Annotated in this window: 20 protein-coding genes and 12 tRNA genes; 4 read left to right on the plus strand and 28 right to left on the minus strand. The window is 36.0% G+C overall.

Annotation, left to right across the window (positions count from 1 at the left end):
• Nucleotides 1-12: 12 nt before the first annotated feature.
• From LPC09_RS19555 to LPC09_RS19600, 10 genes are all read right to left on the minus strand, one after another.
• Nucleotides 13-924, minus strand: coding sequence for a metal ABC transporter permease (locus tag LPC09_RS19555; protein WP_098794900.1), 912 nt, complete (start codon nt 922-924; stop codon nt 13-15).
• On the minus strand, nt 914-2230 hold the full coding sequence (locus tag LPC09_RS19560) for a metal ABC transporter permease (RefSeq protein WP_098794899.1): 1317 nt from the start codon (nt 2228-2230) through the stop codon (nt 914-916). The genes LPC09_RS19555 and LPC09_RS19560 overlap by 11 nt, the downstream gene beginning before the upstream one ends.
• Before the next feature lie 81 nt (nt 2231-2311).
• Nucleotides 2312-3061 carry a metal ABC transporter ATP-binding protein gene (locus LPC09_RS19565; RefSeq protein ID WP_098794898.1) on the minus strand — a complete coding sequence of 250 codons (750 nt, stop codon included), beginning with the start codon at nt 3059-3061 and terminating at the stop codon, nt 2312-2314.
• A 104-nt stretch (nt 3062-3165) separates the two neighbouring features.
• The gene (locus LPC09_RS19570; protein WP_231308071.1) at nt 3166-4119 is read right to left on the minus strand and encodes a metal ABC transporter solute-binding protein, Zn/Mn family; all 954 of its coding nucleotides are present in this window, start codon (nt 4117-4119) and stop codon (nt 3166-3168) included.
• 473 nt (nt 4120-4592) lie between these two features.
• Nucleotides 4593-5699, minus strand: coding sequence for an o-succinylbenzoate synthase (gene menC, locus LPC09_RS19575; protein ID WP_098794897.1), 1107 nt, complete (start codon nt 5697-5699; stop codon nt 4593-4595).
• Nucleotides 5696-7165 carry an o-succinylbenzoate--CoA ligase gene (locus tag LPC09_RS19580; protein WP_098794896.1) on the minus strand — a complete coding sequence of 490 codons (1470 nt, stop codon included), beginning with the start codon at nt 7163-7165 and terminating at the stop codon, nt 5696-5698. The genes menC and LPC09_RS19580 overlap by 4 nt, the downstream gene beginning before the upstream one ends.
• 90 nt (nt 7166-7255) lie before the next feature.
• A complete protein-coding gene (menB, locus tag LPC09_RS19585) occupies nt 7256-8074 on the minus strand; it encodes a 1,4-dihydroxy-2-naphthoyl-CoA synthase (RefSeq protein ID WP_098794895.1) in 819 nt (272 codons plus the stop codon).
• Between the two features lie 11 nt (nt 8075-8085).
• Nucleotides 8086-8889 carry a 2-succinyl-6-hydroxy-2,4-cyclohexadiene-1-carboxylate synthase gene (gene menH, locus LPC09_RS19590; protein WP_098794894.1) on the minus strand — a complete coding sequence of 268 codons (804 nt, stop codon included), beginning with the start codon at nt 8887-8889 and terminating at the stop codon, nt 8086-8088.
• Nucleotides 8886-10637 carry a 2-succinyl-5-enolpyruvyl-6-hydroxy-3-cyclohexene-1-carboxylic-acid synthase gene (gene menD / locus LPC09_RS19595; protein WP_231308072.1) on the minus strand — a complete coding sequence of 584 codons (1752 nt, stop codon included), beginning with the start codon at nt 10635-10637 and terminating at the stop codon, nt 8886-8888. Before menD ends, menH begins: the two co-directional genes overlap by 4 nt.
• Nucleotides 10624-12039 carry an isochorismate synthase gene (locus LPC09_RS19600; protein WP_231308073.1) on the minus strand — a complete coding sequence of 472 codons (1416 nt, stop codon included), beginning with the start codon at nt 12037-12039 and terminating at the stop codon, nt 10624-10626. The genes menD and LPC09_RS19600 overlap by 14 nt, the downstream gene beginning before the upstream one ends.
• A 380-nt stretch (nt 12040-12419) precedes the next feature.
• On the opposite strand from LPC09_RS19600, the gene LPC09_RS19605 reads away from it, so the two are divergent.
• From LPC09_RS19605 to LPC09_RS19620, 4 genes are all read left to right on the plus strand, one after another.
• Complete coding sequence (locus LPC09_RS19605; RefSeq protein WP_098795063.1) at nt 12420-13352, plus strand: 1,4-dihydroxy-2-naphthoate polyprenyltransferase; 933 nt, start codon at nt 12420-12422, stop codon at nt 13350-13352.
• 123 nt (nt 13353-13475) lie between these two features.
• Nucleotides 13476-14231 (plus strand): yteA family sporulation protein, encoded by a 756-nt coding sequence (locus LPC09_RS19610; protein ID WP_231308074.1) that lies wholly within the window; start codon nt 13476-13478, stop codon nt 14229-14231.
• Nucleotides 14232-14378: 147 nt separating this feature from the next.
• The gene (locus LPC09_RS19615; protein ID WP_231308075.1) at nt 14379-15350 is read left to right on the plus strand and encodes a bile acid:sodium symporter family protein; all 972 of its coding nucleotides are present in this window, start codon (nt 14379-14381) and stop codon (nt 15348-15350) included.
• A 144-nt stretch (nt 15351-15494) separates the two neighbouring features.
• Complete coding sequence (locus tag LPC09_RS19620; protein ID WP_098794889.1) at nt 15495-16286, plus strand: TIGR00266 family protein; 792 nt, start codon at nt 15495-15497, stop codon at nt 16284-16286.
• A 100-nt stretch (nt 16287-16386) separates the two neighbouring features.
• On the opposite strand, the gene LPC09_RS19625 is transcribed toward LPC09_RS19620, so the two are convergent.
• The 18 genes from LPC09_RS19625 to LPC09_RS19705 form a co-directional block, all read right to left on the minus strand.
• A complete protein-coding gene (locus LPC09_RS19625; protein ID WP_231308076.1) occupies nt 16387-18792 on the minus strand; it encodes a glycogen/starch/alpha-glucan phosphorylase in 2406 nt (801 codons plus the stop codon).
• Nucleotides 18782-20227 (minus strand): glycogen synthase GlgA, encoded by a 1446-nt coding sequence (gene glgA / locus LPC09_RS19630; RefSeq protein WP_231308077.1) that lies wholly within the window; start codon nt 20225-20227, stop codon nt 18782-18784. Before glgA ends, LPC09_RS19625 begins: the two co-directional genes overlap by 11 nt.
• Nucleotides 20224-21252 (minus strand): GlgC family sugar phosphate nucleotidyltransferase, encoded by a 1029-nt coding sequence (locus tag LPC09_RS19635; RefSeq protein WP_231308078.1) that lies wholly within the window; start codon nt 21250-21252, stop codon nt 20224-20226. The genes glgA and LPC09_RS19635 overlap by 4 nt, the downstream gene beginning before the upstream one ends.
• Before the next feature lie 151 nt (nt 21253-21403).
• The gene (locus LPC09_RS19640) at nt 21404-22558 is read right to left on the minus strand and encodes a glucose-1-phosphate adenylyltransferase (protein ID WP_231308079.1); all 1155 of its coding nucleotides are present in this window, start codon (nt 22556-22558) and stop codon (nt 21404-21406) included.
• Nucleotides 22515-24437: a 1,4-alpha-glucan branching enzyme gene (gene glgB, locus LPC09_RS19645; protein WP_098795062.1), complete on the minus strand. Its 1923-nt coding sequence runs from the start codon at nt 24435-24437 to the stop codon at nt 22515-22517. Before glgB ends, LPC09_RS19640 begins: the two co-directional genes overlap by 44 nt.
• Before the next feature lie 643 nt (nt 24438-25080).
• Nucleotides 25081-25152 (minus strand) — tRNA-Glu (locus LPC09_RS19650).
• A 16-nt stretch (nt 25153-25168) separates the two neighbouring features.
• A tRNA-Ser gene (locus LPC09_RS19655) sits at nt 25169-25259 on the minus strand.
• Nucleotides 25260-25263: 4 nt separating this feature from the next.
• Nucleotides 25264-25338: transfer RNA gene (locus LPC09_RS19660), tRNA-Asn, on the minus strand.
• Nucleotides 25339-25352: 14 nt separating this feature from the next.
• Nucleotides 25353-25429: transfer RNA gene (locus LPC09_RS19665), tRNA-Ile, on the minus strand.
• A gap of 6 nt (nt 25430-25435) precedes the next feature.
• A tRNA-Gly gene (locus LPC09_RS19670) sits at nt 25436-25509 on the minus strand.
• A 5-nt stretch (nt 25510-25514) separates the two neighbouring features.
• Nucleotides 25515-25590 (minus strand) — tRNA-His (locus LPC09_RS19675).
• Between the two features lie 18 nt (nt 25591-25608).
• Nucleotides 25609-25684, minus strand: a tRNA-Phe gene (locus LPC09_RS19680).
• Between the two features lie 158 nt (nt 25685-25842).
• A complete protein-coding gene (locus tag LPC09_RS27415; protein WP_255301512.1) occupies nt 25843-25968 on the minus strand; it encodes a hypothetical protein in 126 nt (41 codons plus the stop codon).
• A gap of 94 nt (nt 25969-26062) precedes the next feature.
• Nucleotides 26063-26139, minus strand: a tRNA-Asp gene (locus tag LPC09_RS19685).
• Between the two features lie 64 nt (nt 26140-26203).
• Nucleotides 26204-26280: transfer RNA gene (locus tag LPC09_RS19690), tRNA-Met, on the minus strand.
• Between the two features lie 169 nt (nt 26281-26449).
• Nucleotides 26450-26542, minus strand: a tRNA-Ser gene (locus LPC09_RS19695).
• A gap of 10 nt (nt 26543-26552) precedes the next feature.
• Nucleotides 26553-26629: transfer RNA gene (locus LPC09_RS19700), tRNA-Ile, on the minus strand.
• Between the two features lie 30 nt (nt 26630-26659).
• Nucleotides 26660-26736, minus strand: a tRNA-Met gene (locus LPC09_RS19705).
• Between the last annotated feature and the right edge of the window lie 126 nt (nt 26737-26862).

The raw sequence follows: 26862 nt of genomic DNA on the forward strand, positions 1-26862 counted from the left end.
AAATCCCGGCTGTTAGAGGCCGGGATTTGTTGTTGCAGTTTTAGCAGTAGCTTTTGATAGCTTTTTTTGTGCTCGTTTTTTTGCAAGTAATCCATGCTTTGGTGAAAACAAAAACGCAAGGGCGAAAAGAACACCAGTTGACGTTGCCATAGCACCTGCAATCGACACATTTAATACGGTTGCCATGTAATATCCACATATCGCAGAGAAAACACCTATTCCCGCACTAATAAAAAGCATATTTAGTAGTTTATCTGTTAGTAAATAGGCTGTAGAGGCAGGGACAATGAGCATTGCCACAACTAAAATGGCACCAACACTATCGAATGAGGCAACAGTAGTAATTGAGAGCATCCCCATCTGTAAGTAATGAATAAATAAGACGGGAATTCCAATTGCTACAGCCATCTCAGGATCGAATGAGCTAATCTTAAATTCTTTATAAAAGAAGATAATGATTAGTAAGTTTACAATGAACACAAAACCTAAAAGCCAAACTGCTTTTGGACCCATCTCCATCCCATTCCACTCGACTGTATCCCACGGGATAAATGTGATTTCCCCCATTAAGGCGTGATCCACATCTAAATGGATATTTCCTGCAAAAACAGAAAGAAGAATAACTCCGACGGCAAAAAGAGATGTAAACACAATCCCAATCGCAGCATCACCTTGAACACCCTTACCACTCAAAACCTGAACAAGTAAGGCTGTTAATAACCCTACTATAACTGCACCAATTAAAAGGGATGGACCATCTAGACTACGACTAACTAAATATCCACCGACTATTCCTAATAAAACAGTATGTGAGATCGCATCTGCTAGCATCGCCATTTTTCTTAAAACGAGGAAACAGCCAATCATTGCACATGTAATGCCTACTAATGATCCTGTTATGATAATCCAAGCATCATAAGTCATTTACCATCACTCTCCTATCTCCGAGACTCGTTGACTTAGGTATTAGTAATGGTGCGCGATCATGGATACGCAATAATTTAAGCAGCTGATCTTTCGTTTCTTTTGAAATGGCATTTAAATTAAGATCCTCTCTTGTTTTCAACTCTAAATGGGCAAATTCCATTTCATGCATTAAATACATTTCATATAAACGCTGTTGTAAAACAAGTTCGTATCCTGCCTCAATTCCTTTTTCAGTTAACATCCATTTACCATTACTTGATGGTTTAATATACTCCTTCTTTTCCAATACATTTTTAGCATGTTGGAAAAGGCTTGGTGTAACTTTTCTTTTTAATAAAACCTCATCTTCAGAAATTTCACGCAGATTTCCGCCTTCTGCTACATCATAAAAACTTAAGAAAATTTGCTCTACTGCCGTTCGTTTTCTTAAATGTAGTTGTTTTATTGCCTTTGCAAGCAAGCCTCTTTTTGGAGCAAAAATAAGTGAAATGATAAACATGATTGTTGCAGCAATAATAATAAGTGGTCCAGTTGCCATCCCTTCCATAATCGTACTTAATAGTGTTCCAAATACTCCAGAAATGCCGCCGATAAATCCTGAAATAATGATCATTGAGCTTAATTTTTCTGTCCAATATCTTGCGCTAATCGCGGGAGTAATGAGCATAGCTGCCATTAACACAACACCCACTGTTTGTAAGCCAATTACAACTGAACAAACAATGAGTAAAAGCAACAGCCCATTAAAGAATTTCGCTGGAATTCCAATTCCCTTTGCAAACTGGGGATCAAACGTTAGCAATTTAAACTCTTTATAAAAGATTGCCGTGATGGCTAGCAAAATGATGGCTATGATGGTAATTAAACGTACATCTGCTGCAACCATTGAAGCTGCCTGCCCAAAAATAAAGTCATCTAAACCACTTTGATTTCCAGCACCATTATGCTGGATATAGGTTAAAAGAACAATCCCGAATCCAAAAAACACAGAAATGATAATACCTAGTGCTGAATCCTCTTTTATTCTGGAATGATTAATAATCACTTGAATGAAAAAAGATGAAATTAAGCCTGCAATGACAGCTCCAATTAAAAACCAAAGAAGCGATTTTGAACCATATAGTAAATAGGCAATACATACTCCAGGTAAAGCTGAATGAGCCATCGCATCACCTATTAAGCTTTGCTTTCTTAATAATGTAAAGCTTCCGACAACTCCACTAGCAATTCCCAGGAGCATTGTGCCAATTAAAACCCATTGGGTATTTGGATTTTGAAGTTGTAACAATAGTTCTTCAAACATTTGCTTCACTCCTATTTATTCTAAAGGAACTAACCGTTCCCTACCCTTCTTTAGGAAGGCTATGATCTACTATCTATCTTTTTATTTCCCTTCAACAACAACCGATTGATCTTGTAGAAATGTTAGTTTTCCACCATACGTTTTTTGAAGATTATCGATTGAGAAAGCATCCTTAGTTGGACCAAACGCAACTTTTCTCATATTTAATAGAAGAACCCAATCAAAATACTCTTCTACTGTTTGTAAATCATGATGAACAACTAGAACTGTTTTCCCTTTTTCCTTTAATTCATTTAATAAAGCGATAATGGCTTTTTCAGTTGCTGCATCCACTCCAACAAATGGTTCATCCATAAAGTAAACATCTGCATCTTGAGCAAGTGCTCTTGCTAAAAAGACCCTTTGCTGCTGTCCACCAGAAAGCTGACTGATTTGACGATTTTCGAATTCAAGCATTCCTACTTTTTTAAGACATTCTCTAGCAAACTCAATATCTTTCTTACCTGGACGTTTAAACCAGCCAACATGACCATATCTTCCCATTAAAACAACATCTAAAGCATTTGTTGGGAAATCCCAATCCACAGATCCACGTTGTGGAACATAGCCCACACGTTTTCTCTGCTTCTTGTATTGTTCACCGAATATATTTACTTCACCAGAAGCTGCTGGAATTAATCCTAAAATTCCTTTAATCAAGGTTGACTTTCCAGCACCGTTTGGGCCAATAATGCCAATTAATTTTCCTTCAGGTACCTCAAAACTTACTTCTTGTAAAACAGGTTTCTGATGATACGCAATTGTTAAATTTTCTACTGTAACAGGATTCATTCGTTAACACCAACCTTTTTGCGGTTTCACTTTTAGAGATATACCAATAGCTAAGAACAAATTGTTTTCATTCTTAGCTATCAATCTTATAACCTATCGTTACTCTATTTTAAAGAAGATACAATTGTGTCTACATTGTGTTTGAACATACCAACGTATGTGCCTTCTTCTGTTCCTTCTTCACCCATAGCGTCAGAGAAAAGCTCACCACCGATAACTACTTCATGACCTTGTTTTTTTGCACCTTCTACTACTGCACTAATTGACTTTTCTGAAATACTACTTTCAATAAACACAGCTTTAATGTTTCTTTCTACTAATGTATCTACCAACGCTTGAACATCTTTTAGTCCATATTCAGAATCTGTACTTAATCCTTGTAATCCCATTACTTCCAATCCATATGCATGCCCAAAATAAGCAAAGGCATCATGAGCTGTTACTAGAACACGACTTTCTTCTGGAATGGTTTTAATTTGCTCATTTGCATAAGCATCTAAATCCTCTAATTCTTTTTTATAGTTGGCCGCATTTTCCTTAAATAATTCTTCATTATCAGGAGATTGCTTTGTTAATTCTTCTTCAACTGCATCAACAGCATGAATCCATGCTTTGATATCAAACCATACGTGAGGATCGTGTGCAGTTGAATCATCTGCTGCTAATAACTTATCCTCAGGAATAGAATCACCAACAGCAACTGTTGCTTTATCCTCTGACATCTTTTCGAAAATTTCACCCATTTTACCCTCTAAATGAAGGCCATTGTAAAAAATCATATCTGCTTCATTTAATTTCTGGATATCTCCTTGAGAAGCTTGATAAAGATGAGGGTCGACTCCGGGTCCCATTAATGAAGTAACTTCCACTTTATCTCCACCCACATGTTTTACGATATCTGCTACTTGACCTGTAGTTGTTGTAACGTTAATTGTTTCACTAGAAGTTCCGTTTCCTTCAGCTACATCACCATTTGTCTGTTCACTATCACTACCACATGCCGATAATAAAAATACTGCTAGAATCGCTGTTCCTACACCTGCCAACCATTTTTTCACCTTTTACTCCTCCATTTCGCTTTTCATTTTTATATTCATGGTTGAAACTTTCCTATTTTTGCTGGGTCAAAAGTAGTTTATGTAGTTATTTAGTATGTGTGCTACATTTTTTACTTGCATCATTTTTTGTTAGTTCATCTAAAAAAGTTTCCTTAACGCAACAATAATTCATTTAGACTTTTATGTCAAACATCTTTTCTCGACAATTTAGGAGATAAAAAAAGGATAACTCAAACTATGTACTCAGTGAGTATACTGAATTCATAGTCTAGAGTTATCCTTAAAAGAGCAGAAAGAGAAACTAACTTTCATTAAATTTGTTAATCTTTCTTCATAATTATACTCGGTTGTTAGCTTTCATTAAAAATCTTGATCATTTAATTTTGACAAACAAATTTACTATAAAATTAATTTTTCATAGGCTAATAATTAAATTTCCCCTCTATATTCTAATTAAAAATATCTTTTTATCATTATTTTAAAACTGTGACTGATGAAGCTATTGATTTTAACAGATCTTTCTTAACCTTATACCCTATCCCAATTTCATTTGGTACACTAATTTTCCCTGAAACACTTCTTATTTCCGGATCAACGATATCCTTCTCCCAATATCTTGAAGATGATGAGATATCTCCCGGAATTGTAAAGTTTGCTAGTGATGCTAAAGCAATATTATGGGCTCGTGAAATACTTGTTTCAAGCATCCCACCACACCAGACGGGTATTTCGTTTTTAAGACATAAATCATGTATTTTCTTTGATTCAGTTAACCCACCTACGCGCCCCGGTTTAATATTAATAACTTGGCAACTTCCTAGTTCAATCGCTTTTCTGGCATCTTCACTAGTTATAATACTTTCATCTAAGCAGATAGGAGTTGATAGTTTCTCTTGAAGTTTGGCATGATCAACAATATCATCTGCTGCGAGTGGTTGTTCAATCATTATTAATCCAAATTGATCTAGTTCTTTTAATCTTTCAACATCATTCAGTGTATAAGATGAATTTGCATCTGCCATTAAAGGTAAATCAGGAAACCTTTTGCGTATTTCCTCAACTATTTTCATATCTTGATCTGGTGAAATCTTTATTTTAAATCGTTTATAGCCTTCCTCATGATATCGAGTAATTTGTTCAATCATATTTGAAAAGGAAGATATCCCGACAACAACACCGCACTCAATTTCATTTCTTACGCCACCTAATGCCGCTGATAAGGATACATTTTTCTTCTTAGCATATAAATCCCATATTGCACCCTCTAGAGATGCTTTTGCCATTTGATTTCGCTTTATTCTTTTAAAAATTTCCTGCAGTTCATCTGGGTGTTCAAAAGTCTCAGAAATGACTAATGGGATAAGAATGTCTTTAAGAAGATGAAAGCAGGTTGAAATCGTTTCTTCTGTATACCAAGGTGTTGAAAAAGCCACAACCTCTCCCCATCCACTTACTCCATCACAATCAATCACCTCAACTAAAATACTATCTCGATCCGTAACATGTCCTATGCTTGATGTAAACGGGACTTTCAATTTCTGAGTGATATGATACAACGTGACTTTTTCAACTTTTATCATATAGACATTCCTTTTTCTAGATATTTTCTAAGATTTTTTCTCAAAAGCTTATTAGATGCATTTCTTGGAAGCTCTTCTAAAAATGTTATATGATGAGGAACTTTGTATTTTGCCAATCGTTCTTGACAGTATGTAAGAAGATCTTCACGATCAATTTTTTCAGTTGTAACAAGAAAAGCATATGGAACCTGTCCCCATTTCTTATCTTCTATACCAACAACACCCGCATCCTGGACAGCTGGGTATGAGAGGAGAACATTTTCAATTTCTGCAGGGTATACATTTTCTCCACCAGAAATAATTAAATCTGATCGTCTGTCTAATATATATAAAAATCCATCATTATCGATATAACCTTGATCACCTGTGTGAAACCAACCATTCGTAAATCCGTTTTTTGTCGCTTCCTCACGCTTCCAGTAGCCCTTTGTAATATTTGGACCTTTTACGAAAATCTCACCCTCTTCAAATGGTGCACATTCTCTATCATTTTGCATGATTTTCATTTGACATAAAAATAATGGTTTACCTGCTGATCCTACCTTTTTCATGCTATATTCAGGAGATAAGGTAACAATTTGTGAAGAAGTTTCGGTCATTCCATATGTTTGAAAAACGGGGATTTGTTTTGTGAGGCTTTTTTCAAGCAAGTCTTTTGGAACTGGACCTCCTCCTGCAAGCATACATCGAAAGCTCTCCGGGTATTTGTTATGGCCAAGGTCAACTAGCATTTGATTTAACATCGTTGTGACAACTGACACAATGGTTACCCCATCCTCCAAGATGGCACGATTCATTTTTTTAGCATCAAATCTCTCAAATAAGACAATACCAATTCCATAAATAACACTTCGAAACAAGATCGATAATCCGCTAATATGAAATAACGGAACAGCTAATAACCAACGATCTTCTTGTACTATTCCCAGATTTAATGCAGAGCCGATTGCACTTGACCAATGATTTCCAAACGTTTGTAGTACACCTTTTGGATATCCAGTTGTTCCAGATGTATACATGATGGTTGCCACTTGATCTGCCTTGAACTCCTCAATTTCTTCTATGTAAACAAGACTTTCTATTTCTTTGAGGTGGTCAACAACAATTACATTTACCTTTTCACCTAGTTTTCCCGCTAATTCTTCATGACAAATAACAGAAACAGCTTCAGCATCTGATAGTTGAAAAGCTAGCTCTTGATTTGTTAAGCGATGATTTAATAATACAGCTATAGCACCGACAGAGAAGAGCGCATGAATCACTTCAATCATATCTACACTGTTTTTCATGAGCACTCCTATATGCTCATCTCTTTTTACCCCAAGAGAGATTAATTGTTTTACTCTATTTTGAACACGTTTATAAAGCTCATCAAACGTCAATTCTTCATTTTCTACTTTAACAGCCAAACGATTTGGCGTAAGATTTGCTCGTTGCTTTAACCAATTAGGGAATGTCTCGTTCATAAAAATACCTTACCTCCTTTGGTTTTTATTTTTAATAAAAAAAGCTTGATGAGAAAAGTATCACCAAGCTTTTTGAAAATCGTATAAGGCTTAAGGGAAACGCGGGAATTGTTTGAAGTCCGGAGTACGTTTTTCTTTGAATGCATCGCGGCCTTCTTTTGCTTCATCCGTTGTATAATAAAGCAATGTTGCATCCCCAGCAAATTGCTGAATTCCTGCAAGTCCATCTGTATCCGCATTAAATGCTGCTTTTAAGAAACGAATAGCTGTTGGACTTTTTTCCAATATTTCCTCACACCATTTTACCGTTTCTTCTTCTAACTGATCTAACGGAACAACTGTATTGACTAAGCCCATATCTAAAGCTTCTTGTGCGCCATATTGTCTGCATAGATACCAAATTTCACGTGCTTTTTTATGTCCTACTATGCGAGCTAAATAGCCTGAGCCATACCCTGCATCAAAGCTTCCCACTTTAGGACCAGTTTGTCCAAATACAGCGTTATCCGCAGCAATTGTTAAATCACATACGATATGTAATACATGTCCTCCACCGATTGCATACCCTGCAACCATCGCGATAACAGGCTTTGGAATGACACGAATCAATCGTTGTAAATCAAGTACGTTTAAGCGGGGAATTTGATCATCACCTACATAACCACCATGGCCACGCACTTTTTGGTCTCCACCTGAACAGAAGGCTTTTCCACCTTCACCTGTTAAAATAATAACACCTACATTTTCATCATCTCGAGCACGAGCAAATGCATCAATTAACTCTGTCACCGTTTTCGGTGTAAATGCATTATGTACATGTGGACGGTTAATTGAAATCTTCGCTATTCCATTATATGTTTGATAAATGATTTCTTCATACTCACGCTGTGTAACCCATTCAATTGCCATTTTTGTACCTCCTAATTATTTTGAGATAAAAACTCACTTACTATTTTACCAAAAATTCGCGGTTGTTCTACATGAATTGTATGTCCTGCATGATTTATTTCCTTTAAGTAGCTAGTAGGAAGGTATTTGTGCATATTTTTAGCTATATCACAAAACTTTAAATCCCATTCACCACACAACAATAACACAGGGATCTCTATAGTTGAAAGCTGCTCCCACCAGGATGGTTGAGATCCTGTCCCCATTCCAATCAAACTGTTAGCAAGTCCTACAGGATTATTTTGTAGCCTAAGTGCTCTAAGCTTTTGTTTTGTTTCCAGTGACAATTGGTCTTGCGTTGAGAATAAGGGAATTTTCTCCCATCGTTGAACAAATTTTTCTACCCCATGACTCAAAATTTCTTTTGCAAGCTTTTCATCGGATCTTTTTCGATTGTTTCGTTCCTCCAGGTAATTTAAGCCGGGTGAGCTACTCTCAAGAATCAGTGTTTTTACACGTTCAGGAAATGTTGCTGCAACAGATAAAGCTAATCTACCACCCATAGAATATCCCAAAATATTAGCACGATCGATTGATAAAGTATCTAATATTTCAACAATATCTTTAACAACCTCATTCATTTCATACCTTGAAGGATCTGAAGGAGATTCTGTCCTACCATGTCCAATAATGTCAATTAAAACAAGTTGTTGCTGTGGAAATTCCGCTAATATATGGTTCCAATTGGCAATACATCCAGTAAAACCATGTAATAAAACAAGTGGCTCACCCTTTGAAACGACTTCAACGTTATAATCAATACCTCTTATTTTCATTGTTTCAACACTTTTCTTATTTCCTGGGAAACATGATCTAACAATTCCCGATGAATCTTGACACGTGTTATTCGATCTGTTGCAAGTTCAACAACCTGTACTCCGCTGTTGTTCCATTCATTTGTAAGATAATTTCGGAATTCGTTCCAGCTCTCAATCTTTACATGTTTCCCCTCATACATTTCTACCACTTTTGAAAAATTCAAACCAGTTGGAGTTCCATAAAGTGTTTCAAAATGCTTTTCTTCTTTTGACTGAGGAAGAAAAGAAAAGATCCCGCCACCGTCATTATTAACTAAAATGACTGTTAGATTAAGTTGATTCATTTTCGCTACTAAAAGACCATTTAAATCATGAAAGAACGATAAATCACCTATTAATAAAAACGTAGGCTTTTTATGATCTACACTAACACCTAATGCAGTAGATACAATTCCATCAATACCGTTGGCTCCTCTATTAGCAATGATTTCTATTTCTTTATCATGATTTCTAAAAAACGTATCAACATCCCGTATCGGCATGCTGTTTCCAACGAATAATCGGCTGCCATCAGGTAGAAGTTGTTGAAGTTCACTAACTACTTTCCCTTCAAATAATTCATCGATTTTATGCAGCTCATGATCAATTCTTTCTGAAAAGACCTGATTACTTAGCAACCAATTATTATAATAATCTGAGAATTCCTTAGCTTGTATTAAGTTCACCAGCTCTTTACAAAAATAATGCGGCATACAAGTAATAAGATGTGAAGCATTTAAAGTTGGGTCCCGATATTCTTCACTTGAATCGACAATAATCTGTACAATATCCGGATTATTTTTCAATAAAAGCATAAGCGGCTTGGAAACAGGCATAGGGCCAAACCGAATAATCACTTCTGGTTTAAGCTCATTAACTAATTCAGGATCTTTTAATATCGAGTCATATCCATCAATGACACCCTGCTTTTTATGCTTACCTGCTCTTAATTGAGAAAGAGGGTCGGCAAGGATCGGGAATTTCAGTTTTTCAGAAAGCTTATTCACTTCTGTAATAAAATCTGAATCGTTTTGTTCTCCACAAACAATCATTCCTTTAGAAAACCTGTTCACGAGTTGAACCAACATCTCCATTTGTTCTTTCGATAAAAGTACTTCACCTAGTGTAGTATGTAAATAGGTTGTTCGATCTTCTGTTGTACTCCATAAGTCATTAAGAGTTAAATTGGGGAGTAAAGGCTCTCTAAATGGAAAATTCAAATGAACCACTCCCTCAGGTTGTGCAGAAGCAATTGACACTGCTCTACCTGCAATAGTCCTAACATAACGAAACATCCCTACTTGTTCTTCAGGTAAGGCTACGTCAACAAACCATTTTGGATAATGACCATACATTTGAATTTGATCAATTGCCTGGGGTGCCCCAACATCTCTTAACTCATGAGGTCTATCAGAAGTAATGACTATTAATGGAACTCTTGAGTAACGCGCTTCAACAATTGCTGGATAATAATTAGCTGCTGCAGTACCAGATGTACAAACTAATACAACAGGTCTTTTATTACACTTAGCCATTCCAAGTGCAAAAAAGCCTGCTGATCGTTCATCAATATTAATGTAACAAGTAAGATCTGGATGCTCCGCCATTAAAATAGCCAGAGGAGTTGAGCGAGAACCTGGACTAATAACAACCTCCGCAACTCCTAAACGAGCCAGTTCATCAACAAAGTTGGCGACGTATCTGGTTAGTGTATCACCAGTCTTCATTTACGATTCCTCCCAAAGCAGACAGCATTGGCTTAAGTTTTATTTTGGTTTCTAGATATTCCGATTTCGGATCTGATTCTTCCACAATTCCACATCCTGCAAATAATGCAGCATTCTGACCTTCCAATAACCCTGAGCGAATGGCTACAACAAATTCACCGTTGTTATCATGATCAAGCCAACCAATCGGACCTGCATACCATCCGCGATGCATTGGTTCGCGCTCTCTAATTTTTTCAATCGCTTTATCTTTAGGATACCCACCCAAAGCAGGAGTGGGGTGTAATCTTTCAACCATAGAAAGAAGGGAAATTCCTTCTTTTGCAATCCCCTTTACAGGAGTGTATAGATGTTGAATGTTTTTCGTTTTATATAAGGTTGGGTATTCCGGTACACTTACTTCATCACAGCATGCATCAATAGCAGCTTTAATCATTTTAACAACGATATTATGTTCAATTAAGTTTTTGTCATCATTTAATAGTTGATGACCTAACTTTTGGTCTTGCTCTTTTGTGGTTCCTCTTTTAATCGATCCAGCAAGACAGGTTGATAATACCTGAGTGTTTTTCTTTTTAACTAATCTTTCTGGAGTAGCTCCAACAAAGTGCTGATTTCCATTTTCAAAATCAAAAACATAGCTTGTTGGCTGTTCCATCAGAAGATTATTTATGACTTGATAAGAATTTATTTTCTCTGTGAACTTTAGATGTACTTCACGAGCTAAAACAACCTTATCCATTTCTTTTGCTTGTATATCCTTAGTTGCCTGTTGAACAGCCTTTAACCATTCAGAAGTTTTATACTCAATAGTTGAAAATTCGTTAACCTTTTCACAATCTAATGAATAAGGAAAGGAATGGCTAAGTTCAATACTATTTTCAAAGTGTTTGATACAAACATCAAGTTCATCGTAAGGTGAAATGATTTTGTTAATAGTAAGATATGTTTTATTCTGAACAATGGAAAGCATTGTAGTTGGAAGTACAAATTTTGCTTCTGCAAATGAATCCCAAAGAGGACTTTTCTCTTTTATAGGATCAAATGAAAAACCTCCGAATAGCAGAGGGCCTGTCCCTATTTCATTCTTCCGATCAGAAATAACCTTTTTAGGGAAGCGCTTCCATTCCTTTTCAATTTCCTGAAATCTTTGTTTAGACTCTTTATTATTTTCGATAACTAATTCATTTCCTAGACCAACCATCGTAAAATCCCGTTCAGGTGTTGACCAAACAAATCGTTCTCCTAAGGAAAGTTCTTCACCGGAAGCAAAGAAATGAAGGGGGTCCATTGCATCCACTTCTTTTACACTGCTGACGATCACCGATTGATTCGTCTGCTTTGCCTCTTCCAATGCCTGCTGTATAAATTCTTTTATTGTATGATCCAAAGTAGTTATCAAGCTTATCCCCCCGACACCAAAAATTGCTTATATTAAGATACACCTAGCTAGGTTGTGTGTCAATATAGAAAAGCGCAAGGCACTTAACTTGCCAGTCCTTTGCCTTAATAGGGCTTTGTAGAACTATACACCAAACTAAGTACAAATTTATCAATTCTGTTTTTAGAACCAAATTGTTATAACCTTATTATATATCTTGTTGTTCAGGATTAAAATGAAAACGTCTTGATTACAGAGTCATTTTATAGGTACAAATGGTAATAATAAGCTAGGATCTTTGATTTGAAAAGCATTGACACCCCTTGGTTATTTTTCTAAACTATGTTATGGAGTCGTTTTACATGTTATATTTGTTTTTTGCTAAAAAAAGGAGAGATATTATGCAACCTCAGACAACGCCACATGCTCCTATGATTAAAAAGGACAAAGGCTGGAGAGTTTGGTGGATGCTATTAAGACCGCATACACTATCTGCAGCATTTATTCCTGTTACAATTGGGACTGTGTTAGCTTTGCATGAAGGATCAATAAAGCTCTCATTATTCATAGCTATGCTTGTTGCTTCTATTCTAATTCAAGCAGCAACAAATATGTTTAATGAGTATTTTGATTATAAACGTGGTTTAGACAATGAATCATCTGTTGGTATAGGTGGTGCCATCGTTAGAAATGGAATTAAGGCAAACACTGTCTTAACATTAGGTTTTTCATTTTTTGGTATTGCTACATTATTAGGTGTCTACATTTGTATGATGTCCACTTGGTGGATTGCTGTTATAGGAATAGTATGTATGCTAGCTGGGTATTTTTATACAGGAGGTCCCGTTCCAATTGCATATACACCATTTGGTGAAATTGTTGCCGGGTTTTTTATGGGAAATGTTATTGTATTAATTGCCTACTTTATTCAAACTGAGACACTTTCCTTAGGCAGCATACTTTTATCTATTCCTGTTGCGATCTTAATTGCAGCTATTTTAACTGCGAACAACATTCGAGATTTAGATGGCGATAAAGAAAATGGCAGAAAAACACTTGCCATTTTACTAGGAAGAAAAAACTCAATTCGTTTTTTAGCTGGTATGTTTATTACAGCATATTTCATTATATTTGTACTACTTATAGTAGGTTTAGCACCAGCTTGGGCATTGCTCGTATTAATTAGTATTCCTAAAGCTTATTCTGCTGTAAAACAATTTATAGGGAAAACAGCTCCAATTGAAATGATGCCTGCAATGAAAGCAACTGCTCAAACGAATGTTCAATTTGGATTTTTATTGGCGTTGGGTTTATTCGTCAGCCACTTCTTATAAATACTTCTTACACGGTATGTTCAGGTACCGTGTTTTTTTTGTGCAATTTTAACAATCATGTTTTCCTTCTTACTGCTCATAATAGGTATAGAAACATTTATTTAAGGAAGGAGCGTGGATGGCATGCTAAGTTCACAACAAGTAGAGACCTTCCGTTCACAGCTAAACCAAATGAAAAAAGATATAGAAGATCGCTTCGAGATGAATGGTCATTTTGGTCTTGAAGAAGGTCATGGGCATGAATCAATGGGGGAACTCTCAAGTTATGACAATCATCCAGCAGATGATGCTACAGAATTATATGAAAGAGAAAAAGACATTGCATTAAATGAACATACAGAAGAACAACTATTAGATATTGAAAGAGCTCTTCAAGCTATTGACAATGGTTCTTATGGTAAATGTGAAGTTTGTGGAGTTGATATACCAGTTGAACGACTTGATGCAATTCCTACAGCTACTACCTGTAAAGAACATGCACCTGAACAGGTTGTTTCACATAATCGCCCAATAGAAGAAGGAGTTTTAATGCCTCCCTTCGGAAAATTTAATTATGATGATCAAGATGAGAACGTAGCGTTTGATGCAGAAGATGCTTATCAAATTGTGAATAGTTACGGATCATCTGAAACTCCATCTGATTTTAATGATCCACAAGATCACTACAATGATGTATACATGGAATCAAATGATCCTGATGGATATGTTGAGGCTTATGAAAACTTTGTCGGCACTGATATAGAAGGAAAAGAAATTACCATATTCCCTTCAAATCAACATCAGCAATATGAAGACATGCTAGATGAAGAAGGTACAATGACAATCTTTGGTGATTTACCTCCTTATGAGAAAGATCCTTATACCGAGGATGAAGTATAATTAGTAAAGCTCCCCCATACACAAAGGGGAGTTTTTTTGTGTAAGACTTTCTTCCCTTTTACTTGATATTTTTATTATAACTGATCTCAAATGATTGAATTTTTCGAATATATAGTTATATAATTTCAAAAAGGAGGTTGTATGAATATGCAATTATTAGAAAGAATTAGTAAGGGTGCTGGAAACACTTTTGCAATCTGGGTCATTATTTTTGCTGTGTTAGCCTTTTTTATTCCTGGTGGCTTTACTTGGATTGCCCCTCATATTGCACTATTATTAGGTATTATCATGTTTGGAATGGGCTTAACTTTATCTCTGCAAGATTTTAAAGCAGTGTTTCAAGCACCAAAAAGTGTTCTATTAGGTGTTGTTGCACAGTTTACAATTATGCCATTACTGGCTTTTTTACTCGCTACAGTTTTTCAACTACAACCTGAAGTTGCTGTTGGAGTAATCTTGGTAGGCTGTTGTCCTGGTGGAACAGCATCTAATGTTATTACCTTTTTAGCGAAAGGTAATACAGCATTGTCAGTTGCTGTAACGTCAATTTCAACATTACTTGCACCAATATTAACACCAGCTCTTACACTTTTGTTTGCTAGTAAATGGCTGCCGGTTTCTGCTGGTTCCTTATTTTTATCAATTGTTCAAATCGTACTTATTCCAATTATTTTAGGTATTGTTGTGAAGTTATTATTTACAAAGCAAGTTGAAAAAAGTGTAACTGTTTTACCTCTAATATCTGTCATAGGAATTGTTGCGGTTGCTTCAGCTGTGGTTGCTGTGAATGCAGAGAAAATTGCAGAAACAGGTCTTTTAATCTTCACCATTGTTGTTCTACACAATTTACTAGGCCTTTTATTAGGATTTGTGTTGGCAAAAGCATTAAAATTAAACTTTGCAGACCAAAAAGCTATCTCTATTGAAGTCGGTATGCAAAATTCAGGGCTCGGTGCTGCTTTAGCAGTTGCACATTTTTCCCCATTATCTGCCGTTCCAAGTGCGATTTTCAGTGTATGGCATAATATATCAGGTCCTTTACTCGCGACATGGTGGGGGAAAAAAATGGAGCAAGAATCTAATATAGAAATGACTACTGACAATTCAAAAAAGGCATAATGATGAGGGGGGCATTCGTGCTCCCTTTCATTATGCCAAAATTTGTTTTTAATTTTTCTTTCAAAAATTTCTTTAACTAGTAAAATAAAAGATAAGCAGGAATTTACCGTTAATCACCTGCTACTTACATATGGGGGGATCCTGATGAACGCTCATGAAATTGATTATGTTTTACATGGCGATGACATGCAATGTGTTGAAATTGAGTTAGATCCGAATGAAAGTGTTGTAGCTGAAGCTGGCGGCATGATGATGATGGAAGATGGCATCGATATGGAAACCATTTTTGGTGATGGAGACAACAACCAAAAAGGCTTTTTTGGTAAGCTGGTTGGAGCTGGTAAACGTGTCATCACGGGTGAGAGCTTATTTATGACAGTTTTCACAAACAAAGGTGTTGGTAAAAAGCGTGTCTCATTTGCTGCTCCTTATCCCGGGAAAATCATACCTGTTGATTTGAGTGAGCTTGGTGGAAAGATTATTTGTCAAAAAGACTCCTTCCTTTGTGCAGCAAAAGGTGTATCAATTGGCATTGATTTTCAAAAGAAGCTTGGAACTGGCTTTTTTGGTGGAGAGGGTTTCATTATGCAAAAGCTTGAAGGAGATGGTCTTGGCTTTTTACATGCTGGAGGAACCATTATCCGCCGTGACCTTCAACCTGGAGAGAAATTAAGAATTGATACAGGTTGCTTAGTCGCATTAACAAAAGAAGTTGATTACAATATTGAATTTGTTGGAAAAGTAAAGACTGCTTTTTTTGGTGGAGAAGGCTTATTCTTCGCTACTGTACAAGGACCAGGAACAGTTTGGGTTCAAACATTACCATTCAGTCGCTTAGCAGATCGAGTAATTGCAAGTGCACCATCTGCTGGCGGTGAAGGTCGTGGTGAAGGCAGTCTACTTGGCGGTTTAGGTCGACTTTTAGACGGTGATTGATTAATATATCCAATAAAAAGGTGCTGACTAATATAGTCAACACCTTTTTTGTACATGAAATGTCTTCATTTATCTGTAAAAAAGAGCCAAACCTTTTTCTTTACATTTTCACTCCAAGCGGCTCAATATTCCAAATTCCTTCAGCATATTGCTGTATGGTTCTGTCACTTGAAAAGAAGCCTGAATGTGATACGTTTATTAATGCCTGCTCCAGCCATTTTTCTCGGTTTTGATAAGCTATGCCAACCTTTTCTTGTATATCAATATAAGAAGCAAAATCACGTAAAACAAAATATTGATCATTTTGAACGAGTAAGGAATCAGCAATTGACTCAAATTCTCCTTCATCTTCTGAGAAAAATCCATTTGTTAATTGATTGATAACTTGTCGAATTCTTAAATCATGGTGATAATATTCCATTGATCGATAACGGCCGTTTTCTTCATACTTGAGCACCTCTTGTGCAGTAAGACCAAAGGTAAAAATATTATCTTTACCAATCTCCTCCATGATCTCAATATTTGCTCCATCTAATGTCCCAACTGTTAAAGCACCATTCATCATAAATTTCATATTTCCTGTACCAGATGCCTCTTTGCTTGCAGTCGAAATCTGTTCACTAACATCTGCAGCTGGGAAGATATCTTCAGCCAATGAAACACGATAATTTTCCATAAATACAACCTTTATAACCTGCGAAACTCTTGGGTCATTGTTTACTTTATCAGCTAAGGAATGGATAAGTTTTATGACCTTCTTTGCGTAATAATACGTTGGAGATGCTTTTGCTCCAAAAATAAATGTACGAGGTTGTATCACATAATTAGGATCTTCTTTTATTCGATTGTATAAATACATAATATGAAGAACATTTAATAACTGTCTTTTATATGCGTGTAATCTTTTAACTTGAACATCAAAAATAGAATCAATGTCTACTAGAATCCCATTTTTTTCTGCTATTTTCTTCGCTAGTATTTCCTTACGCTTCCTTTTCACCTGTGCAAATTGTTCTTTTACTGATGGATGATAAACATGTCTCTTTAAATCTATTAATTTTTCAGGCTGTTTTACCCAATCCTCACCAATTGTTTCTTTAATTAAGTTTGTTAATTCAGGATTTGCTTTAAGTAGCCACCTTCTATGTGTAATACCATTTGTTTTGTTATTGAATTTTTCGGGATAAACCTCATAGAAAGATTTCATCTCTCTATTTTTTAAAATATCAGAGTGTATTTTGGCTACCCCGTTAATACTATTACTCCCAACTATTGCGAGATGAGCCATTTTCACAAGGCCGTGAGCGATAATGGCCATATGCTCAATACGTTGCCATTCTCCCGGATATCGATCCCAGAGCTCTGCACAAAATCTCTCATTAATTTCTTCTATAATCATATAAATTCTAGGAAGTAATGGCTTAAATAAATAAATTGGCCATTTTTCTAGTGCTTCCGCTAAGATCGTATGATTTGTATAAGACACTGTATTTGTTGTTACATGCCATGCTTCATTCCAAGTTAATCCTTCAATATCAACTAATATTCTCATTAATTCAGGAATAGCCAAAGCCGGATGTGTATCATTTATATGAATAGCCACGTAATGATGAAGTTCTCTAATGTTAGAATTCTCTTTTTTAAACGACTGAATGATACTTTGTAAACTTGAAGAAACAAGGAAATACTGTTGTTTTAACCTTAATATTTTGCCCTCATCATGTGTATCATCAGGATAAAGGAAATCTGTAATTGCCTCAGTATCTCTCTTATATGATAAAACATCTTGATTTGGACCAAATGAGGCAGGTTCAGCATTCCAAAGCCTCAACGTGTTAACTGTATCGACCTGGTAGCCAACAACAGGCATATCATAAGGAACGGCTAACACCTTTTGTTCTCCTACATGCTTAAAAGTGAGAGAATTTCCTTCATAACTTGATTCTATTCTACCCCAGAATGATACCTCAACAGCTTGATCAGGCTTCCGTACTTCCCACACATTTCCATGTCGTAACCATTGCTCCGGGAGCTCAACTTGATATCCATCCACTATTTTTTGATCAAATAGTCCGTGCTTATATCGGAGCCCATAACCGTGACCAGGAAGATTTAATGTAGCCAAAGAATCTAAGAAGCATGCTGCTAATCTTCCTAATCCGCCGTTTCCTAGAGCTGGGTCTGACTCACACTCTTCTATTTCATTTAAGTGAATATTAAGCTCTGCCAGACCTTCCTCAACAACCTCTTTAATTCCTAGGTTTAATAAGTTTTGACAAAGTAAACGACCTAAGAGAAATTCAATTGATAAATAGTATACTTGCTTTTTATTTTCAGCCCGGTAAAGCTCGTTCGTATCAATCCATTTAGAGCTAATATATTCTCTTACCATATTCCCTAATGTAAAGTACTGATCACGTCTAGTTGATTCTTCAAAGCCTTTGCCACACATACTTTCAAGCCTTTTTAAAAAGCTTTTTTTAAATGAATCTTTATTAGAGAACATGCTCATCACTCCCAGTGATCAAATCAGTGTAAAGCTGCTTATATTTTAATGCTGATTGGCTCCAACTATAATCTTGTGTCATGGCAGTATTGACGATCTTGTGCCAAACCTCATCTTGATGATAATACTCGATAGCGCGATTTATTGAATACAACATATCATGGGCATTAAAATGACTAAACGTAAATCCATTACCTTCATTTAACTCTTCCTGAAAAGGAAACACTGTGTCATTTAATCCGCCTGTTTCACGGACAATTGGAATAGTGCCATATCTTAGAGCAATTAACTGCCCCAAACCACATGGTTCAAATTTTGATGGCATTAAAAATAAATCGGAGCCGGCATAAATTTGATGTGCAAGCTTCTCATCAAATCCTATGTATGCTTTAAACTTTGTCGGATAAACCCATTCCATATGTTTAAAATAATCTTCAAATTCCTTTTCTCCTGTACCAAGAACGATCACTTGAACATCCTTAGCTAATACCTCATCAAAAACACGTTTAACTAAATCTAAACCTTTTTGCTTCGTTAACCTTGTTACCATTGAAATAATTGGTGTATCTTTACTCTCAGGTAACCCAAAAGCAGCTTGTAGAGCAGCTTTATTCTCCGCTTTTTTTATGAGTGTTTCCGGTGTAAACTGTGAATAAATATTTTCATCTGTTTCAGGATTATAAACTGTATCATCAATTCCATTTAAAATTCCTATAAGAGAAGAATTTCGGGATCTTAATAGACCATCCAGTCTTTCTCCATAGTAGGCTGTCTGAATTTCCTCTTTATATGTTGGACTAACAGTTGTTATAAAATCTGATGAGATTATTGCTGCCTTCATGAAGCTAATATCTCCATAAAACTCTAGATTTTTAAAGTCTTCATCCCCCAGATTTAAAAGATCGTGGAGAATACTGTATGGAAATACACCTTGAAATTGGAGATTATGAATCGTAAACACTGTTTTGATTTCCTCATAAAAAGGTTTCTCTCTGTATTCTTTTTGTAATAAATAACTAATCATTCCTGTATGCCAATCATGTGAATGTATGATGTCAGGCTGAAAATCAATAGCTTCTAATGTTTCTAGTACGCCTCTACAAAAGAATGAGAAGCGCTCACCATCATCATAATGTCCATACAAAGAATCACGATAAAAATAATATTCATGATCTAAGAAATAATACGTAATTCCTTCATATTCTAATTTTTCAATTCCACAATACTGCTGTCTCCATCCAACCGGAACAATTATTTCATCTAATTTAGTCATCTTTTCACGATAAGACTCTGATATCAAAGAATATTTGGGTAGAATGACTCTAACGTCAGCTCCTAGTTTTTTTAATTCCTTTGGTAATGCACCTGCAACATCAGCTAATCCTCCTGATTTTACAAAAGGTACACATTCTGAAACAGCAAATAATACTTTCACGAGTTCATCATCGCTCCTTGAATGGTTCTTTTTCTTAGTATCGTTGGCTCTAAATGTGATCCACTTAATTTAGAATAGTCTAATACTTTAACATCTTTATCTGTAATAATATTCTCTAGTACACAGTTCTCTCCAATATTTGTCTTTTGCATAACGACACTATTTTTAATAACTGTATCTTTTCCGATATGAACTCCTCTAAAAATAATACTATTTTCCACATAACCTTCTATTTTACATCCATTAGCAATTAAGGAATTTTTTACAACTGCATTTTTTCCATATTTGGTTGGTGGCTCATCTTTTGCTTTCGTTAAAATTGGTCGGTTTTTCATGAAAATTTCTTTCCAAATAGCTGGGTTAAGCATTTCCATACTATGTTTATAATAATTGGCTAATGAATCTATAACAGCTGCATAGCCTCTAAATTCATAATCACAAATAGTGAAATTATGTTGATTTTCTATAATAACGTCAGCAAGTGTTTTGCATCCTGTTTTTTCTTTATCCTGAATAAGATCAAGAAGAAGTTTTGTTGACATAATATACATTTGTAACGACTGACCATCTTTTCGAACTTCTGTTATATCACAGCCATTTTCTATATGACGACTTAATACCTTCTGAAAATCAATATTACAAACTGTATGACTATTGGTAATAACCGCATACTCCTGTTTACTTCTTAAAAAGAAATCAATGTGATCAGAAAATTGTCGGAAAGATCCAAACTCATCATATTCATTGTGTAAATGAGGAGATGGGAAGAAAAATAATCCATCTGTTTTACGATTTAGATCCCACTGTTTTCCGGAACCAATGTGATCCATTAGGGAGCGATAAGAATACTTAGGAAAAATAGCAACACTTTCAATCTCAGAATTTGTCATGCTAGATAGAACAAAATCTATTAAACGATATCGACTACCAAAAGGAACTGCTGCTAATGAACGATGGATCGTTAAATCTTCAATTTCTGGTTTATATGCTGTAGCATCAATAACACCTAACATTTTAATACTCATTTCTTCCTTCTCCCCTTTTTGGAAAAAGTAAGGTCATATGTTTCACATGCTTAGAAAATAATTAAAAAAGAATAAATGCAATGATAAAGAAAAACATGCTTACATCTGAACCTTCCTACTTCCAATGTATTGTAGTCATATGATTTTTTTATTAATTAACTTTGTTCTCAGTCAAGGATATGATTTCATCTGTAACAAGTAAAATTTCATCTGAATTCGTATCAGGACATATCACAGTACCATCTGGAATTTCTAAACCACATGGAACGATTGCATTTTCAATGTAGACATTTTCCCCGATTATTGTGTCAGGCATTAAGACCGTATTTTTTATTTTTGTATTTTTACCAACCGTAACGCCTTGGAATAAAACGGAATGATGAACATTTCCCATAATGACACAACCGTCATTAACAAGAGAATCAGTTACTACCGCATCCTCAGCAATAAATTGAGGTGGATGATTAGAATTAACCGTGTAGATCTTCCAGTCTCGATCAAATAAATTTAGCTCCGACTCATCATTTAATAAATCCATATTTGCTTCCCAAAGACTCTTAACCGTTCCTACATCTTTCCAATATCCTTTAAAAGGATAAGCAACAACATTGCGTTTCTCTTCTAGCAATAAAGGAATAATATCTTTCCCAAAATCATGACTTGAATATTGATTACGTTCATCCATCTCCAAGTATTCTTTTAAAAGTGACCATTTAAAAATATAAATTCCCATTGAGGCCAAATTATTTTTAGGATTAGCAGGCTTTTCATCAAATTCAACTACCTGCATTTTGTCATTGGTATTCATAATTCCAAATCGACTAGCCTCATCCCAAGGCACTTCTATAACAGAAATGGAGGCATCAGCATTTTTATCAATGTGGTAGTCAAGCATTTTAGAATAATCCATTTTGTAGATATGATCTCCCGACAAGATTAATACATATTCAGGATCATATTGTTTAATATAATTAATGTTTTGATAGATTGCGCTTGCTGTCCCTTTATACCACTTCATTTCAGAGGATTCAGAGTAAGGAGGAAGAACGGTTACCCCACCATTTTTACGATCTAAATCCCACACACTTCCAATTCCTATATATGAATTTAAAACTAGTGGTTGATATTGTGTTAATACACCTACAGTATCAATGCTAGAGTTGGTACAATTACTTAAAGTAAAATCTATGATTCTATATTTTCCCCCATACGGAACTGCCGGCTTTGCCAAATTTTTAGTAAGAGAGCTTAACCTGCTACCTTTACCCCCTGCTAGTAACATTGCTACGCATTGTTTTTTTCCCATTCTTATTCTCCCCTCTTTTTTTAACTGCACGTAGAATAACTGCTCCATACGGTGGAATTGTCATAGATAGATGATATGGCCTCCCATGAAACTCGCCTTCTATTGCCCTAAGATTCTTTTTGTTCAATTGATTTGAACCACCAAACTCTTCTGCATCACTATTTATAATCTCTACATATTCTGTGTCAATTGGTACCCCAATTTTGTAATCATAATAAACAATTGGTTTAAAGTTACAAACAACAACAAGTATTTCATTTTCTTTTTGTCCTTTTCGGATAAAAGAAAAAATACTTTGATCGCGATTATCTGCATCTATCCACTCAAAACCTTCAAATGAATGGTCTACTTCAAACAATGACTTTTGCTTGTTATAGTTTGAGAGCAAATGCTTAAAATAGCTACGCATTTTGTTATGCATCTCATACTCTTCCAACATCCAATCAAGTTGCTCTAAATCCTTCCATTCATCATACTGACCAAATTCACCTCCCATAAAAAGAAGTTTCTTTCCAGGATGTGTAAACATATATGCATACAGAAGCCTTAATTGGGCAAATTTTTGCCAATAATCACCCGGCATCTTATTTAATAATGATTTTTTTCCATGAACAACTTCGTCATGAGAAAAAGGTAAAATGAAGTTTTCTGAAAAAGCATATAAAAAGGAGAATGTAACTTTATGGTGGAGTTCATTTCTATTCTCTGGAGAGGCCTCCATATAAGAAAGAATATCGTTCATCCAACCCATATTCCATTTGTAGTTAAAGCCAAGACCACCTGACGAGGTTGGAGAGGTAACCATCGGCCAATCAGTTGAATCCTCAGCAATCATAAGTATATTCGGATCATTTGCAAATACTGCTTCATTAAGTTTTTTAATAAAAGAAACAGCATAAGGGTTTTCAACAAGTTCATTCGAATTTGGCCAATAGAGCATGTTGGCGACTGCATCAACCCTAAACCCATCAATATGAAAATATTCCATCCAAAACAAAGCATTGGACACTAAGAAACTTTGTACTTCTGTTTTTCCTAAATCAAAATTTGCAGTACCCCAGATATAATTTTCACGATCTTTTTCATTTGTGTACTCATACGTTGGTAGCCCATCAAACATATATAATCCATGAGCATCTTTACAAAAATGACCTGGAACCCAATCAATGATGACACCAATATTTTCTTCATGACAAGCATTTATAAATGCCATAAAATCTTTTGGCGATCCAAAACGACTTGTAGCAGAATAATACCCTGTTCCTTGATATCCCCAAGATCGATCATATGGATGTTCAATTATAGGTAAAAGTTCAATATGAGTGAATCCGTGTTCTAATACATAAGGAATAAGCATCTCCGCAAGTTCAATATAGCTATATAGCTCACCATCCTCTTTTATTTTCCAAGAACCTAAGTGAACTTCATAAATAGCTAACGGACGATCATACACTTCTCTTAACTTTTTCCTTCTTTGCCACTTTTGATCTGACCATTCGAACCCGGATAAATCATAAACAATCGATGCAGTATCAGGCCTTACCTCAGAATGAAAAGCATAAGGGTCTGACTTAAGAAGCTTTTGACCATTTGAAGAATGTATTTCATATTTATAGATCTCACCCTCAGTAACTCTAGGAATAAATAAGCTCCATATCCCCTCCTCATTTAATTTCTCCATTTGATGTTCCTGACTGTTCCATTTGTTAAAGTTCCCTACTACATTTACCTGTCTCGCATGTGGTGCCCAAACACAAAAATTAGTACCCAGCTCACCATCTCGTTCCAGTATATGAGCTCCTAAGAACCGGTAGCTTTCAAAAGACTGTCCTTCATGAAATAAATGAATATCAAAGTCTGATGGACACATGAGCATCACAGAATTCACCCTTCCTCTTATTATCTATGCTAAACATTCAAGACTTACAAATAATTCCCTTTAATGAAAACGTTCTTTTTTCCGACATAAACCAACAAGAGTACAACAATGTTTTTGTATTATTATTCTTTTAAAATGTAGACAATTTAAAGCAGTTTGTTAGAATAACTAACAATAATATAAGAAAACACTAGTGATTTAGGAAAAAATTTATGAGTTGAAAATAATATATTTTTAATGAAGGAAACCGTTTTACATACTTAATGGGAGACTAATTACTCATAGAGGATGTTATATAACCAAAATATTTTTTTCGACTTTTTGTAGAATTTTGTTGAAAGAAATTTCCGCAGGATTTGAAGGTATTTTAAAAAAGCAAAAGGCTAAAGAGAAGAACTATGCGTATGTTTTTCCTAGGGAGTGTTAATAGATGAAGGAATAAATATTATATTTTATATAATATTTATTAGGGGAATAATTGTTTTTCAACAAAGCATGTTTTGTAAAGATAAGCACATTCAATAATAGGGAAATAGCAAATCTTTATAATTTATAAGGATTTACTTAAAAGAAATGCTACTTTTTATTTGACTTCTATATTTATAGAAAATAAAAAAGCACTGCATGAATGCAGTGCTTTTAATGACCCGTACGGGATTCGAACCCGTGTTACCGCCGTGAAAGGGCGGTGTCTTAACCGCTTGACCAACGGGCCTAAACAATATAAAAACTGGCGGAGAAGGAGGGATTTGAACCCTCGCGCCGCTTACACGACCTACACCCTTAGCAGGGGCGCCTCTTCAGCCACTTGAGTACTTCCCCAATTTGGCTCCGCAGGTAGGACTCGAACCTACGACCGATCGGTTAACAGCCGATAGCTCTACCACTGAGCTACTGCGGATCAATAACATTTTATGGTGGGCCTAAATGGACTCGAACCATCGACCTCACGCTTATCAGGCGTGCGCTCTAACCAGCTGAGCTATAGGCCCATTTTTTGGAGCGGGTGAAGGGAATCGAACCCTCATCATCAGCTTGGAAGGCTGAGGTTTTACCACTAAACTACACCCGCAATAATGGGGCGACTGATGGGAATCGAACCCACGAATGTCGGAACCACAATCCGATGCGTTAACCACTTCGCCACAATCGCCATATTTCATTTTATAAGTGGTGGCTCGGGACGGAATCGAACCGCCGACACATGGATTTTCAGTCCATTGCTCTACCAACTGAGCTACCGAGCCATATAATTAGTAAGTATTAACAAATAAGATACAGGTTTGCTCTTTACGTATTATTTATTTGTTCCTATAACTTGTTAGTATTTTAAGGTTTTCAATTAGTGAATCGTCCTCATCTCAGAGGGATTATTCAAGAAGCAGCTCGATGAGTACGCTGAAGTTTATTCAGAGAAGCATATTCGAACGTGCTCTACCAACTGAGCTACCGAGCCAATATAGTTTACGGCTTCCACTAAGCTTCGAATCTCTTCGTCAGCTCTCTCACTCACATCCTCACGTATAGTCATACGCTCCGGTGTTCGTTCACTCGCTTCCTCGACCTTCTCGCTTATTGAAACCCTTTTGCTTTATACTTAAGTTATAAGTTAACTCTCAAAGAAATGGCGGTCCGGACGGGACTCGAACCCGCGACCTCCTGCGTGACAGGCAGGCATTCTAACCAACTGAACTACCGGACCAATTTTTTTCACGTAGTGAAAATAACTAAGCTTAACATAATATTTAATCATAAATATTAAAATTTGGTTGCGGGGACAGGATTTGAACCTGCGACCTTCGGGTTATGAGCCCGACGAGCTACCAGACTGCTCCACCCCGCGATGATAAATATAAAGATTTTATTACACATGAACTTTGTTTATTATCTTGTACGGACCGTCCCGATTTCAGAAAGATTATTCAAGATGTTGCTCAATCGGTACGCTGATGTAACTCAATGAAGCCTATTCACGTGCTCCACCCAGCGATGATAAAATATAAAAATAAATATGGAGGAGGAAAGGGGATTCGAACCCCTGCGGGCTTTGACACCCCTGTCGGTTTTCAAGACCGATCCCTTCAGCCGGACTTGGGTATTCCTCCTCAATTCAAATGGTGGACCTTGTAGGACTCGAACCTACGACCGGACGGTTATGAGCCGTCTGCTCTAACCAGCTGAGCTAAAGGTCCAATCAAATGCTTTGCAACTAAAACTTAATATGGTAGCGGCGGAGGGAATCGAACCCACGACCTCACGGGTATGAACCGTACGCTCTAGCCAGCTGAGCTACACCGCCATAGTTATCAAACGCTCTTTGTAAAAAAACATGCTCGTCATGTCTCTTTGTCAAGACACATTCCTCGCAAGCCTACAATGATGATATTCGAGATGTTTACGGCTCGCTCTAGCCTGCTGAGCTACA

The organism is Metabacillus sp. B2-18 (assembly GCF_021117275.1).
Lineage (GTDB): Bacteria > Bacillota > Bacilli > Bacillales > Bacillaceae > Metabacillus.

Coding starts and splice junctions, on each gene's coding strand:
- LPC09_RS19640 (WP_231308079.1), bottom strand. CDS start 22,558: ATGGGAAAAAAACAATGCGTAGCAATGTTACTAGCAGGGGGTAAAGGT.
- menC (WP_098794897.1), bottom strand. CDS start 5,699: ATGATAAAAGTTGAAAAAGTCACGTTGTATCATATCACTCAGAAATTG.
- LPC09_RS19565 (WP_098794898.1), bottom strand. CDS start 3,061: ATGAATCCTGTTACAGTAGAAAATTTAACAATTGCGTATCATCAGAAA.
- LPC09_RS19610 (WP_231308074.1), top strand. CDS start 13,476: ATGCTAAGTTCACAACAAGTAGAGACCTTCCGTTCACAGCTAAACCAA.
- LPC09_RS19620 (WP_098794889.1), top strand. CDS start 15,495: ATGAACGCTCATGAAATTGATTATGTTTTACATGGCGATGACATGCAA.
- LPC09_RS19625 (WP_231308076.1), bottom strand. CDS start 18,792: ATGTTCTCTAATAAAGATTCATTTAAAAAAAGCTTTTTAAAAAGGCTT.
- menB (WP_098794895.1), bottom strand. CDS start 8,074: ATGGCAATTGAATGGGTTACACAGCGTGAGTATGAAGAAATCATTTAT.
- LPC09_RS19605 (WP_098795063.1), top strand. CDS start 12,420: ATGCAACCTCAGACAACGCCACATGCTCCTATGATTAAAAAGGACAAA.
- LPC09_RS19615 (WP_231308075.1), top strand. CDS start 14,379: ATGCAATTATTAGAAAGAATTAGTAAGGGTGCTGGAAACACTTTTGCA.
- menD (WP_231308072.1), bottom strand. CDS start 10,637: ATGAAGACTGGTGATACACTAACCAGATACGTCGCCAACTTTGTTGAT.
- LPC09_RS19560 (WP_098794899.1), bottom strand. CDS start 2,230: ATGTTTGAAGAACTATTGTTACAACTTCAAAATCCAAATACCCAATGG.
- menH (WP_098794894.1), bottom strand. CDS start 8,889: ATGAAAATAAGAGGTATTGATTATAACGTTGAAGTCGTTTCAAAGGGT.
- LPC09_RS27415 (WP_255301512.1), bottom strand. CDS start 25,968: ATGACTATACGTGAGGATGTGAGTGAGAGAGCTGACGAAGAGATTCGA.
- LPC09_RS19580 (WP_098794896.1), bottom strand. CDS start 7,165: ATGAACGAGACATTCCCTAATTGGTTAAAGCAACGAGCAAATCTTACG.
- LPC09_RS19555 (WP_098794900.1), bottom strand. CDS start 924: ATGACTTATGATGCTTGGATTATCATAACAGGATCATTAGTAGGCATT.
- LPC09_RS19635 (WP_231308078.1), bottom strand. CDS start 21,252: ATGAGTATTAAAATGTTAGGTGTTATTGATGCTACAGCATATAAACCA.